Below are 12,812 nucleotides of genomic sequence, written 5' to 3' on the forward strand. Positions count from 1 at the left end.
GGGCTTCGGCATCCTTCCGGCCGCATGCGAACCCTTCAAGTCCTGTGCGTCGCCTCGGCGCTCGTCGTCACCCCGGCCCTGGCCGGTGATGTGGCGACGAAGCCGTCCACTCCCGTGAAGTCCCAGCCCTCCAGCGAGAAGAAGCCCATGTCCCTGCACGCGTTGTCCGCCAACCGCCTCGACGGCAAGCCCGCCAACCTCTCCGACTACCAGGGCAAGGTCCTGGTCATCGTGAACACGGCGTCCGAGTGTGGCTACACGCCGCAGTACGCGGGCCTGGAGAAGCTCTACCAGGACTACAAGGACAAGGGCGTCGTGGTGCTGGGCTTCCCGTCCAACGACTTCGGTGGGCAGGAGCCGGGCAGCTCGGAGCAGATCGCGAAGTTCTGCGAGCTGCGCTTCAAGGTGACGTTCCCCATGTTCGAGAAGGTGAAGACGAAGGGCGAGGGCCAGTCGCCCGTCTACGCCTTCCTGTCGAAGGACCACGACGCGCCGAAGTGGAACTTCCACAAGTACGTGGTGGGCAAGGACGGCCAGGTGCGCGCGGGCTTCCCGAGCAAGGTGACGCCGGAGAGCGACGAGCTGCGCAAGGCCGTGGACACCGCGCTCGCCCAGCCCTGAGCGGGGGCTCGTTCGCCGGCCCGGGTGGAGGCATCCGCCCGGGCGGGTGATGCGCCGTTCGCGAGGGGATGAGTGCCCTCGTGGGCCGGCGCTCCTTCCTCCGTCCTCACGGCATGCGAGCCTGGGGGCTCGTGTGGCGCGGGCGTGTCCCTGGGGTCACCGTCCCAGGTGGACGTGGCCCTTGAGGAGGGAGCCGCATGGCCCTGTCGACATCCGGATTCGGGACGCGGGAGGAGGCGTGGCCCGCGCTGCCCTTCGCGGAGTGGAAGGACACCTATGCCACGCTGCACCGTTACACCCAGGTGCTCGGCAAGGTGCGGTTGGCGCTGACGCCGCCGGAGAACCACTGGTGGAACGTGTCGTTCCGCGTGACGTCTCGCGGGCTCACCACGGGGCTGATTCCCTATGGGAATGGGAGCTTCGAGGTGGACTTCGACTTCCTGGCCAGCGAGCTGCGCTTCCTGACGAGCCGTGGAGACGTGCGCGTCATGGAGCTGACGGCGCGCTCGGTGGCGGAGTTCTATCGGGACGTCATGTCGACGTTGCGCGAGCTGGGCGTGGAGGTGCGCATCTGGGAGCAGCCGGTGGAGATTCCCGATGACACGACGCCCTTCAGCCAGGACACGCACCACGCGACGTATGTGCCCGGGCACGTGCGCAACTGGTGGCGGGCGTTGTTGCAGGCCCACATCGCGATGAAGGCGTTCCGCGCGGGCTTCACGGGCAAGTGCAGCCCCGTGCAGTTCTTCTGGGGGAGCTTCGACCTGGCGGTGACGCGCTTCGGCGGGCGGCCCGCTCCGGCGCGGCCGGGCGCTGACGCGGTGACGGCGGAGGCGTATTGCGAGGAGGTGTGCAGCGTGGGCTTCTGGCCCGGCACGGAGGTGCTCGGTGGCGCGGCGTTCTATTGCTACGCGGCGCCCGAGCCGAAGGGGTTCGCTGAAGCGAGCGTGAAGCCCTCGGGGGCGGGGTACGACGCGAACCTGAAGGAGTTCCTGCTGCCGTACGAGGCCGTGCGGCGCGCGAAGGACCCGAGGGCCTTCCTGCTCGACTTCTTCCAGTCCACGTACGACGCGTGCGCGGACCTGGGGAAGTGGGACCGCGCCCGTTGCGAGCGGCCCCTCATCATCCCCGAGAGCGTGAAGGGCGCGTGGAGGAGCGTCACCCTGCCCGAGCAGCCTCCCGCCGACGCGAGTCCCTGAGTGGAGCTGGTGGCGGTCCGCGTGGCCTCGTGAGGGTTTGTTCGAACGAGGCCGCGTGGCTCCGCGCTCAGCAGGTGGCCGCAAGCGGCGGATGGGGGGCGAGAGCGGACGGGGGCGTGGCTTCCGCGCCCGGCGGGAGGTCGCGCGACTCAACCCGCCTTGCGCCTCCACGCGCGCAGCAGCAGCACCGCGAGGCCCAGCCCCCCCAGCACGCCCACGAGCGTCATCCCGAGCAGCCACAGGAACACCCGGTCGACCAGCAGCGTCGCGCGCTGGAAGGTCAGGTCCACCATCCCGAGCCCGATGCGCTCGCCCTGCTGAAGGGTCTCCACCCGCTCCGTGTGGAGCGCGGAGAGCACGGCCTGTCGCTCGCCCGCCACCTCCACCATCAAGGCCCGTCGCTCCTGCTCGACGAAGCGCTGCAGCGCCTCGCGCTCCGAGGTGAGCGCGGACAGCATCGCGCTCCGCTCCCGCGCCACCAGCGCGGACGTCCCCGCCGCCAGCGCTCCGAACTGCTCCAGCGTGTCCACGGCGCGCCCCAGGTCCGCCAGCACCTCGCGCGTGGGCACCGCCTTCAACGCATCCTGCGCCATCGACTCCGCCTGCCAGCGCGCCTGTCGCGGCAGTGACGCCGCATACAGGTCCACGCGCGCCGTCAGGTCCCGGACATCCTCCACCAGCACTCCGGCCGTTCCCAGGGCCCCCATGCCGGACATCGACGTCACCTCCGCGAGCAACGACACCGTGGACACCCGCGTGACGAGCGGGCCCACTAGCGGGTGCTCCGCGGCCCACTCATGGACCCGCGCCCGCGCGCCCTCCACGTCCTGACGTCCGCAGACGTCCTTCCAGAGCGCCTCCACCTCCGCCTCCTGCTGGCGCAACATCCGCTCCGCCCGGGCCACGAGCTCCGGTGACGCGCCCGCGCCCGTCGCCCGCGGGGGCAGGGCGAGCTCGAGCTGCGCGAGCAGCGCCCACGCATCCACCAGCGCCGCCACGGGGTCCGGCTGGAGCAGGGCCGCCTGCATCGCGGGCACCGCGTTGATCTTGAACCGCGTCATCGCCGCGCGCACCTCCTCGGAGCCGGACTCCGCCGCGATTTCATCCGCGGAGGCCTCCAACAACCCCGAGAAGCGCCGGGCCATGTCCCGCACGCGGACGCGCAGCGCCTCGACGGACAGGTCCGAACGTCCCACCCGCCGCACCAGCTCCGAGCGGGGCGCCGCGACGGAGCAGCCGCTCACCCAGAGGAGCAGCAGGACGCATCCAACGAGTCGGCGCGGAGGGGACATGGAGCCGGCTCAAGCTGCTCACGTCCCCGCCACGTCACGACCGGACCTCCAGGACAGCGGGCGTGTCCGGCGTCCGACGCCCCGGCGCCGGACACGCGCACCTGGCTACTTCCCACCCCGGGGTGGGAAGCGCTCAAGGATCTCCTCCACCGACTTGTTGATGCGCGACTGCTGCTTCTCCGCCTTGGCGCTGTCGTCGATCTCCGACTGGGCCTGGCCGCGCCACACCAGCTTCTTCGACTGGGCGTCGACCACGTCGATGATCAGCGTCCCCTGCTCGTACTCGCGCACCACCGTCTCCGGCGCCGACATGGCCACCGGGCCGCCCCCATAGAACGGATCCCACATCGGGTCGTACGGATAGCCGTAGTACGCGTTGACGGTGTCCGCCTCCAGCTTGTTGTCGATGGCCCCGTGCCAGCCGAGGAGGAAGTCCGGATTGGCCTCCACCTTCTGGTAGCCGTGCGACTGGAGATAGGCGTCCGCCGCCCGCTCCACCTCACCGCCGACGATGGGGTTGTACACGCGCTTGTCGCTGCCCTGGGGCTGCGGCAGCCACGCGTAGGTCTTGTAGCCGTCGAGCTGCTGGACGGCGCTCGGGTCGTAGTTCGTGCTCACGTCGATGCCGGCGCAGGCCGTGAGGGCACACGCCATCAACAGGGGCGCGAGTCGAATCAGCGGACGCATGGAAGCCTCCTCGGTGACGGCGCGACACGCGCCGTCGGCTCCCTGACGGTAGTCATGCCCCCGCGCCGCACTCCGGGCTGGATGCCTGTTTGTCCCGGACCCGGGGCGCACCCGCGCTCAGTCGTCCGCGCCCGCGTCGCCCGGCCCCTCGCCCCTCCAGGGCCGCTTCATCCGGCCACCGTCCCTGGCCAGGGTGAGCGCCAGCTTCGCCCGCTTGTCCGCGGGCAGCTCCTTTGCCAGCGCCTGGTACATCTCCCGGTCCAGCACGGTGATGCGCTCACGGGCCTCGAAGGCGCGCTGCGCGGCCGCGTCCACCTGCGCCAGCGCCGCGCTGTCACCCCGGGCCGCCTGGTGCAGCGTGCGCGCGGCCTCCCGCACCTGCTCGCGCAGGGGCCTGCGCTTCTCGTCGAACTGGCGCAGCGTCTGCTCCATCTTCAGCGCCTGCTGGTTGTCCAGCTCCAGCGCCTCCGACAGCGCCAGCACCTGCCGCAGCCGCAGCCGCTTCTCCAGGCGCTCCATCCGCTCGGTCACGCGCGCGGAGCGCTCCTCGCCCTTGTCACCGGGCTTCGCCAGCGCCAGCCAGGGCACGAGCACCACGGACAGCATCACCCACGACGTGCGCGTCATCGTCTTCACAACGTCTCTCCCAGCAGGTCGTCGTCCCAGCTCTCGAGGTCCTCGAAGGACTCCTCGTCTTCCCACGTCGCCCCGCCCTCCAGCGGCTCCAGCCCCGCCCAGGCCTCGAAGTCCGCGAGCGTCTGCGCCTCCACCGCGCGCTCCTCGGCGCGGACATCGGCGGACTCGGTGGGGGAGGCCCCCTGCGTCGTCCACGGACGCGGCAGGCCCGGCATCAGCACCATCGCCGCGACCACCGCCGCCGCGGCCAGCAGCGAGCCCACCGTGCGCCGTCGCAGCGTCTGGCTCATGCGCTCGCGCCTCCACGTCTCCAGCGCGCGCTGGGGGACGGTGTCCTGCGCGGCCTTCTCCGCGGCCGTCGGCGCGGGCAGCGCCACCAGCGACAGCACCTCCATCGACTGCGCGAGCGCCGCGCGGCACCCCGCGCACGCCTCCACGTGCCGCAACAGCGGCACCGACTCCTCGGGCTCCAGGGCCCCCGCGGCGTGCAGGTCCAGTCGGGCTTCCATGTCCGGGCATGCGGCCATCAGTGCTTCTCCTCCGGCTCACCCACCCGCGCCTTCAGGCGCTTCACCGCATGGTGGAACTGAACCTTCGCATTGTTCTCGGTGATGCCGAGCGTCTGCGCGATATCCTTGAAGGCCAGGCCCGCGTCCACGCGCAGCGTCAGCACCTCGCGCTGACGACGGGGCAGGGTGAGGACCTCCTCGCGAACCTTCCGCGCCCGCTCAGCCCGCTCCAACCCGTCCTGCGCGGATTCCCCGGGCGCCTCGGCCACGTCCTCGCGGGGGGCCTCCACCAGCACCGGCCGCCACCGCTGCCCCTGGCGCGCGTGGTTCTTCGCCAGGTTGAGCGCGATTCGCACCAGCCACGCCCGGAACGGCGCCGGCCCCGTCGGCGTGAAGCGCGAGAACACCCGGCGCGAGGCCTCCAGCGCGCGCAGGAACGCGCCCTGCGTCAGGTCCGCGGCGTCCTCGGGCCGCGTCGTGTAGCGGCGCACCAGCGAGAAGATGAGCGCCCGGTGCCGCAGCACCAGCACCTCGAACGCCGCCGTCTCCCCGTCCAGGAAGGCGCGGCACAGCACCTCGTCCGGTGCCCCCTCCAGGGCCAGCCGGCGAGACGGCATCGCCACCACCTGGCCGCCTGTCTCCCTGATGCTCACGACTGCCTCAACCCCCAGCACCCCCCCAGGTTATTTTTCACGGCCGCGGTGAATCTGAAATCATGTTTCCCTAGAAATAACAGCGTGTTGAGGGACGGCCGGGCAGGGGGATGGTTGCCGCCTCCGCCACCCGGCTGTCACAATGCGTGAGGTTGGTGCAACCCACGGACTTCTCATGGTTCTGGAAGGCTCGGGCTCTCGCATCAAGGGGGGCGTACTCATCGCGCGCCTGAACATGCTGCGCCGAGTGGGCGGGCAGGTTCGGGTGGACGAGGTCCTGGGGCGGCTGCCCCCGGTGGACCAGGCCGTGTTGCGCCAGGCCATCCTCCCGGTGGCCTGGTATCCGCTGGAGCTGAACCTGCGGTTGGACTCGGCCATCGCGGAGGTGCTGTCGCCGGAGGACGAGGGACGGGCCTTCATCGACATGGGCCGCTCGTCCGCGGACGAGGCGCTGCACGGGGAGCAGAGCGCGTTCATCCGGCGCGGAGAGCCGCACTTCCTGTTGAGCCAGGCGTCGCGCATCTACCGCTTCTATTACGCGGTGGGCTCGCGCACGTACGAGTCCACGGGGCCTCGCTCCGCCATCCTTCGCACCTTCAGCGCCGAGAACGTCACGGAGGCGGACTGTCTCACCATCATCGGCTGGCACGAGCGGGCCATCGAGCTGTCGGGCGGGCTGTCGCCGCGCGTCACGCATCCGATGTGCCGGGCGCGGGGCGCGGCCCACTGCGAGTACCACTGCGCCTGGGAGTGACTCAGGCGGCCGAGTCGTACGCGGCCGTCATGGGGTGGGACTCGAGGTAGGCGAGCACGTCGTCCAGATGGCGGTACACGCGCACCTCGTGACGGATGATGTCCTCGATGCGGCCTTCCGGGCCGATGATGAAGGTGACGCGGCGGTCCACGCGGAGCACGGGCCAGAGGACGTCGTAGGCGCGGCTGATGACGCGGTCCGGGTCTCCGAGCAGCGAGAAGTGGATGTCCTCCTTCTCGGCGAACGCGCACTGGGTGGCCTGGGTGTCCACGGAGACGCCGACCAGCTCGGCGCCCAGCTCCTGCAAGTGCAGGTGGTTGTCGCGGAACGCCCGGTTCTCGATGGTGCAGCCGAGCGTGAAGGCCTTGGGGAAGAAGAAGAGGACGACGCGGCGTCCTCGCAGCGCGGACAGGCTCAGGGGCACGCCATGACAGTCGATGGCGACGAAGTCAGGCGCGAGGTCTCCGATGGCGAGCATTCCGGCAGCTCCCTTTCTGGTGGCCGCGACGGTCCACCGGTACCACGTCTTCGGTGCGGGGCTGGGTGACGATTGCTCGCCAGCTCCCGCCGCGTTCGCCCCAGGACGGGGCGACTGTGTCCTTCCCGAGTCCCAGGGAGGGCCGCGTCCTGCATCGCATGGTTGATGTCGCCGGGGTGTTAAGAACTGTTGAGGAGTGCTATCCGCCCGGGCGTGTCGAGCGAGCGAGTGAGTTCGTCCGGGCTGGCCCGGGCCATGGGCGTGACGCGGGTGGCGCGGGTCACCGGGTTGGACCGCACGGGCGTGGAGGTGGCCTGCGCGGTGCGTCCAGGGGGCCATGTGCTCCAGGTGTGCAACGGCAAGGGGCTCACGGCGGACGAGGCGGCCTGGGGCGCGCTGTTCGAGACGGCGGAGCTGTGGGCGGCGGAGACGGTGGCGCCGGGGCGGCTCGCCTGGGGCTCCTTCGCGGAGCTGGAGGGACGGCTGGGGACGTTGTGGGGTGCGCCGGCCCTGGGCTCGGCGGGCGCGCTGGTGGAGCCGAGGTTGTGGGGTGAGGGTGTCCGGTGTGCGTGGCGCGAGGCCACGGAATTGGGTTCGGGGCGGAGCGTCTGGGTGCCCGCGCAGGGGGTGCACGTGACGCCGCCGGGGGGCGTGTCGCTGGGGCCGGTGTCGGTGGCGTGGACCAGCAATGGCTCGGGCGCGCATCCGGAGCCGGCGCGGGCGCTGCTGCATGCGTTGCTGGAGGCCACGGAGCGGGACCAGCTGGCGCGGGTGTTCCCCGAGGGGTGGACGGAGGAGGCGGTGCGGGGGCGGCTGCTGCGTGGCGCGGAGCTGGCGCGCTCGGCGCCGAGGACGGCCGCGTTGGCGGAGCGTCTGCGGGAGCGTGGCTTCGGGGTGTTCCTCTTCGATGCGACGCCGTCCGCGCGGACCGCGGGGGCGGTGGGGCTGCCCGTGGGCGCGGCGGTGTTGGTGGACCTGGAGGAGGGGCCGGTGCCGCTCACGGCGGGCTATGCGTGCGCGCTGGAGCGGGACGTGGCGCTCTTGAAGGCGCTGCTCGAGGCGGCGCAGTCGCGGCTGACGGACATCCATGGGGCCAGGGAGGACGTGGGCTCGACGGACCGGGAGGCGGCGCGGGGGTTCGCGGAGGCGTGCGCGGGGGTGAAGGCGCGGCGGCGGGTGACGGAGCTTCCGGACCTGGGCGCGGTGGCGGAAGAGGACGCGGAGGTCCAGGTGCGACGGGTGCTGGCGCGGCTGAAGCGGGCGGGATTCACGCAGGTGGTGTCGGTGGAACTGGATGCGCCGGTGCCGGGCCTTCATGTGCGGCGGGTGGTGGTGCCCGGCATGCGCGTCTCGGAGCTCCTGTGAAGCGGCGAGCCGAGGACGTGGTGGTCTTCCTGGGCCCGTCGCTGCCGGCCGAAGAGGCAAAGCGGCTGGGACCGTGCGTGGTGCTGCCTCCGGCGCGACAGGGCGACGTGTGGCGAGCGCTGGGGGCGAGGCCCCGGGCCATCGCGTTGGTGGACGGTGTCTTCGAGGCACAGCCCTCGGTGTGGCACCACGAGCTGCTGGCCGCGTTGGAGGCGGGCGTGGCGGTCTTCGGCGGCTCCAGCATGGGAGCGCTGCGCGCGGTGGAGCTGGCTGCGCACGGCATGGTGGGCGTGGGGCGCATCTTCGGCTGGTACCGCGATGGGGTCGTGGCGGACGACGCGGAGGTGGCGCTGCTGCATGCGGATGCCGAGAACGGCTGGCGTCCCCTCACGGTGCCGCTCGTCAACGTCCGGCACGTGGCGGAGCTCGCGCGTGAGGCCGGTGTGCTGAGCGCGCCCCGGGCCCGCGAGCTGGTGTCGGTCGCGGCGGAGATGTTCTACCAGGAGCGCACCTGGGCTCGGATGAGCGAGCGTGTGCGCTGGCCCGAGGACACGCGACGCGGGTGGGCGCAGTGGTTCTCCCGTGGCGTGGAGGACCTGAAGCGCGCCGACGCGGTGGCCTGCATCCGCACGGCACAGGAGTGGGTGGCTTCGGGGGCGCCGTCGAGCCGAGGGGCGCGTCGGGTTCCCTCCTCGCTGGTACGGCGGCGGCGACTCGTGGAGGACGTGACCCGCGTGCCTGATGCGCGAGTTCCCTCGGGGCACGTGCTCGAGGTGTTGAGCCAGGCGCCCGACGCGCGCGAGCTGGCCGAAGCGGGCCTGCGTCGCGCGTTGCTCGCGGGCTGGGCGAGGACGATGGGGTTGTCCGTCACCGAGGACGAGGTGACGCGTGAGCAGGAGGCGTGGTGGCGCGAGCGCCGTGTCCCCGTGCGCAAGCGCGATGCGTTCCTGTCCGCGAGCGGGCTGGACCCGGAGGGACTGCGCGCGCTGTGTGAAGAGCGGGCGCTGGAGCGACTCGTGCTTGCGCATTCGACACGGCTGCTGCCGGATGGCCCGTCCTGGGATGAAGCGCTCGCCGCCGAGGCGAGGTTGCGTGGACGCTGGGCAGAAGCCGCGCTCGACATCGCCGCGAGCGATGAAGAACCCATCGACTGACGTGCCGAGCAGGCCTCGAGCGGCGAATCCTCCAGGCGCCTCTCGCGACGAAGCGCCCATCGCCTGAGGGCGCCATGCGTGCCTCGTGCGGCAACGCGTCTGTCGACTGACGCGCCGAGCGTGCCTCGAGCGGCGAGTCCGCCAGCCCGCGCGCCGTCCCTCACCGGCGCCTGAGGCGGTGGGTCGCGAGCCGGACGCCTCCTCGCCACGGGCCCCCCGGGGCGCCGTGCTCGGTCGGGGCCTCCCGCTCCACGAGACTACGGGGGACGTTGGGTCTCCCGGACCCGATGTTGCCCACCTGGCGGGTGGGGAAAATTCGTGACAGGCCTTGAATCGAGGCTAGGGTCAACCCTGGAGGTTACCCTTGTACGGCCCCGTTTCCTGGGTGGTCACAGCGCCCCTCGCGCCAGACTCACGTGCCCGCATTGGCATTGAGGCCGTCCCATGCCTCCGCGCGGATGCGCTCGTGCTTTGCCGGGAAGGCATGGTCTCGCGACAAGAGGGCTCTCCGCCGTGATATCGGCGCCGTTCCATCCGGACCAGCTCGTTCCCGGCAGCGAAGTGGGCCCGTGGCGCGTGGTGGCGTCGCTGGGCGCGGGAGGTTTCGGCCGCGTCTTCAAGGTCGAGCGGGGAGGGCGCTTCTTCACGATGAAGATGGCGCTGCGTCCCGCCGGTCCCCAGGTCTCCGAGGAGGAGGACGTCAACGGTCGGCTGTCGCACGAGGTGGCCGCGCTGCTCGCCTGCGCGCCGCACCCGAACCTCCCGCGCCTCCACGCCGTGGACCGCTGGCCGGAGCCCCCCGAGGGCTACCTGTTCTTCGTCACCGACTTCATCGACGGAGAGACCTTCCACGAGTGGCGCTGGCGCGTGAAGCCCTCCGCGGCGCACCTGCTGTCCGTCTTCACCGAGGTGGTGCGCGCCGTCTCGGACCTCCACCGCCGAGGCCTGCACCACCGCGACCTGAAGGGCGACAACCTCCTCATCCGCCGCGATGACGAGCGCCCGTTCCTCATCGACCTGGGCACCGTGCGCATGCCGGGCGCGACGACGCTGACGGTGGGCGTGGCTCCAGCCTCTCCGCATCTGTTGCCCCCCGAGTGCGTGGCCTTCCTGCGCGAGGGCCTCTGGGAGCAGGGCGCGCGCTTCGACGCGGGCATCCCCGGAGACCTCTACGCGCTGGGCGCGCTGCTCTACGAAGCGCTCACGGACGGGTACGCCTTCGACCCCAGGCTGCCCTACGACAGGCTGCTGCCCGCCATCGAGACGGTGACGCCGCGCGCGCCCCACCTGGTCAACCCCAAGGTGCCTCCCGCGCTGGGAGACCTCGCGCTGCGGCTGCTCGCCAAGCGCCCCGAGGACCGCTACCCGAACACGGAGGCGCTGCTGCAGGCCCTGTGGGAGGTCGCCAAGGAGAAGCGTCAGCCCGCCTGGAGGCTGTCGCTGGACCTGCCTCCCGAGCCCGAGTCCCCGCGTGACGTGGACTCGAACACGCCCCGGGTGCGCATGGTGCCGGAGCTCGTGCGCATGCCCGAGCCCTCCGCGTCGGACGCGGAGCAGGACTCCGACGCCGAGAACACACCTTCGCATCCCCTCGCACCGGAGGCCGTCGCCGCGCCGGCGGACGCGCTCCCGTCCTCTCCGCCGCCGCCCGCTCCCACGTCGCCGTCCCGCGAGCCTTCCTGGACGCGCGGTGTCGCGGTGGGCGTGCTGGTGCTGTTCGTCCTGGGCGCGGTGGCCCTGGGTGTCTCGCGTCGCGAGTCGCCCGCTTCGAGCTCCACGCAGGCGGTCGTCCCCCTCCCACCTCCTGCAGAGAAAGGAAGTCCTGTCGTGACGAGTCGTCCCCTCGCGCCCCCCGACACAGCCCGTCCCTCTTCACCGTCCGCCGAGCCCGCGGAGGCTCCCACCCGGTGGGCTTCCGCGGCCCCCGCTCCCTCGGACGCGCCAACTCCTGAGTCGCCCCCTTCGCGGAAGCGTGGCTCGGTGAGCGGCACCTTGGGGAAGACGGCGGCGGTGGCGTGCCTGGCCGGAGCCTGCGCGGGCGGCTCACCCCAGACACGCCTGACGTCGCCCGAGGGGGAGTGCCCGGCGGGTTCCATCGAGCGTCTGAATGCGCTGGGCTACTCCCCGAGCTCGCAGCTGTCGCGGACGGACTTCTCACTGCAGGCCCCCGGCGAGCGGTATGTGTCGGTGATTCCGCTTCCTCCCGAAGGTCCCATCTCCATCTACCTCTACCGCAACCTGCCGGATCCAGCCCTCGTCGAAGCGTTCCCGCGCGGGACGAAGTTCCACGGGAGGCTCTTTCACGGACAGAAGAGGTACTACATCTGGGTGTCCGAAGCGGAGACTCCCAATGGCAAGCGCATGGCGGTCTGTCTCCAGGTGTCGGTGGCCAATCTCGGCGAGCGCGTGCAGGTGGGCATGACCTACGACAGTGTCAACAGCACACCTGAGCAGAAGATGATCAGCACGATCGTGGGGCTCACCTCTACCGACTACTTCGGAAGGCCGTGACTTGCTCGCCGTGTTCCCGGTCCTCGCGCTCACCTGGGGCGTTCTGCTGAGCTCGGGTGCGGAGCGCCCTGGGCCCACCCCTTCCTCGAGTCTGCCCCCTGTGCGTCGGCTCGAGGTGGGCGGCGAAGTGGCCGCGCCGTCCCTCGACATCCGCATCTCCCCAGGGCGCGCCACGACCCTCTTCTTCGACGCCCGCATCCGGACCGAAGAGGTCCTGCTGGAGGGGCGTGAGCGTTTCCATCGCGTGGGCCTGGCGGATGACCACCTGGTGCTCGTGCCGTCGACCACGTTCCGCCAGGGGGAGCGGCTGCGCCTCGAGGTCCGCTTCCTCGATGGGGCGGCTCCGGAGCAGCTGGTGGTCTGGTTGGTGGTGGACCCGATGCGCGGTGAACCGCAGGTCGAGGTCTTCCGTCGCGTCCGCACCGCGGAGTCCTATCGGCGGGAGGTCGAGGAGCTCAGGGCGCGGCTGGCGCAGGCTCGCTCCGAACTCGAGCGACTCCAGTCCACGGGGCGCGCCTCGAGCTCGTTGGAGGAATTGGTCGCGATGCTGGGGCGGTCCTCGAGGTCGCTCTACGTCCAGGTGCTCGAGTCCGCCTCCCCACAGGGGCCTGACCTGTACGCCAAGGCGATTCGCCACGTGGCCCTCCATTCACATTGGAGTGCCCTGGTGCTGGGCATCTCCGCTGAGTCGGAGGGCCTGGGGTGGGTGGCGAGCGGCGGCTCGCTCACCAGGGACTCCGGGCAGGTGCTGGAGCTGAAGCCTCCCTGGCAATCAACGCCGCTGCGCGCGGAGGAGGAGCAAGATGTGGTCGTCCTCCTGGCTGACGAGGCCGCCCTGACACCCGGGCGCTACACGCTCAAGCTCTGGGATGTACGGGGCCGGACGTTGACGGTGGACCGACTGGTGGTGAAGTGACGGCGCGAGGGGCCTTGAGCCTCGTGGCCCACCGTGT

The 12,812-nt window shown here is 71.4% G+C and carries 13 protein-coding genes; 7 read left to right on the plus strand and 6 right to left on the minus strand.

What is annotated here, in order from left to right:
- Positions 1-24: 24 nt before the first annotated feature.
- A complete protein-coding gene (locus K8640_RS08105) occupies positions 25-621 on the plus strand; it encodes a glutathione peroxidase (protein ID WP_223746545.1) in 597 nt (198 codons plus the stop codon).
- 197 nt (positions 622-818) lie between these two features.
- Positions 819-1,820: a DUF5996 family protein gene (locus K8640_RS08110; RefSeq protein ID WP_223746546.1), complete on the plus strand. Its 1,002-nt coding sequence runs from the start codon at positions 819-821 to the stop codon at positions 1,818-1,820.
- Between the two features lie 149 nt (positions 1,821-1,969).
- Here K8640_RS08110 and K8640_RS08115 read toward each other — a convergent pair whose 3' ends face one another.
- The 5 genes from K8640_RS08115 to K8640_RS08135 form a co-directional block, all read right to left on the minus strand.
- Positions 1,970-3,112 carry a chemotaxis protein gene (locus K8640_RS08115; protein ID WP_223746547.1) on the minus strand — a complete coding sequence of 381 codons (1,143 nt, stop codon included), beginning with the start codon at positions 3,110-3,112 and terminating at the stop codon, positions 1,970-1,972.
- A 105-nt stretch (positions 3,113-3,217) separates the two neighbouring features.
- On the minus strand, positions 3,218-3,799 hold the full coding sequence (locus K8640_RS08120; protein WP_223746548.1) for a DUF4136 domain-containing protein: 582 nt from the start codon (positions 3,797-3,799) through the stop codon (positions 3,218-3,220).
- Positions 3,800-3,916: 117 nt separating this feature from the next.
- Positions 3,917-4,426: a hypothetical protein gene (locus tag K8640_RS08125; RefSeq protein WP_255652834.1), complete on the minus strand. Its 510-nt coding sequence runs from the start codon at positions 4,424-4,426 to the stop codon at positions 3,917-3,919.
- 5 nt (positions 4,427-4,431) lie between these two features.
- Positions 4,432-4,962: a zf-HC2 domain-containing protein gene (locus tag K8640_RS08130; protein ID WP_223746549.1), complete on the minus strand. Its 531-nt coding sequence runs from the start codon at positions 4,960-4,962 to the stop codon at positions 4,432-4,434.
- Positions 4,962-5,597: an RNA polymerase sigma factor gene (locus K8640_RS08135; protein ID WP_223746550.1), complete on the minus strand. Its 636-nt coding sequence runs from the start codon at positions 5,595-5,597 to the stop codon at positions 4,962-4,964. The genes K8640_RS08130 and K8640_RS08135 overlap by 1 nt, the downstream gene beginning before the upstream one ends.
- 175 nt (positions 5,598-5,772) lie before the next feature.
- On the opposite strand from K8640_RS08135, the gene K8640_RS08140 reads away from it, so the two are divergent.
- Entirely contained in the window at positions 5,773-6,351 is a 579-nt protein-coding gene (locus K8640_RS08140) for a TIGR02265 family protein (protein WP_223746551.1), read from the plus strand.
- 1 nt (position 6,352) lies between these two features.
- Here the strand turns inward: K8640_RS08140 and K8640_RS08145 are convergent, their stop codons facing one another.
- Positions 6,353-6,829 (minus strand): peroxiredoxin, encoded by a 477-nt coding sequence (locus K8640_RS08145; RefSeq protein ID WP_141333400.1) that lies wholly within the window; start codon positions 6,827-6,829, stop codon positions 6,353-6,355.
- Positions 6,830-7,084: 255 nt separating this feature from the next.
- Here K8640_RS08145 and K8640_RS08150 point away from each other — a divergent pair, with 255 nt between their 5' ends.
- The 4 genes from K8640_RS08150 to K8640_RS08165 all read left to right on the plus strand — a co-directional run bounded on the left by K8640_RS08150 (position 7,085) and on the right by K8640_RS08165 (position 12,775).
- Positions 7,085-8,194: a YcaO-like family protein gene (locus K8640_RS08150; protein ID WP_223746907.1), complete on the plus strand. Its 1,110-nt coding sequence runs from the start codon at positions 7,085-7,087 to the stop codon at positions 8,192-8,194.
- Positions 8,191-9,348 carry a TfuA-like protein gene (locus K8640_RS08155; protein WP_223746552.1) on the plus strand — a complete coding sequence of 386 codons (1,158 nt, stop codon included), beginning with the start codon at positions 8,191-8,193 and terminating at the stop codon, positions 9,346-9,348. The genes K8640_RS08150 and K8640_RS08155 overlap by 4 nt, the downstream gene beginning before the upstream one ends.
- Positions 9,349-9,861: 513 nt before the next feature.
- Positions 9,862-11,859: a serine/threonine-protein kinase gene (locus K8640_RS08160; protein WP_223746553.1), complete on the plus strand. Its 1,998-nt coding sequence runs from the start codon at positions 9,862-9,864 to the stop codon at positions 11,857-11,859.
- A gap of 10 nt (positions 11,860-11,869) precedes the next feature.
- Complete coding sequence (locus tag K8640_RS08165; protein ID WP_223746908.1) at positions 11,870-12,775, plus strand: DUF2381 family protein; 906 nt, start codon at positions 11,870-11,872, stop codon at positions 12,773-12,775.
- The last annotated feature ends 37 nt before the right edge of the window (positions 12,776-12,812 follow it).

The organism is Myxococcus sp. XM-1-1-1, from assembly GCF_020037095.1.
Lineage (GTDB): Bacteria > Myxococcota > Myxococcia > Myxococcales > Myxococcaceae > Myxococcus > Myxococcus fulvus.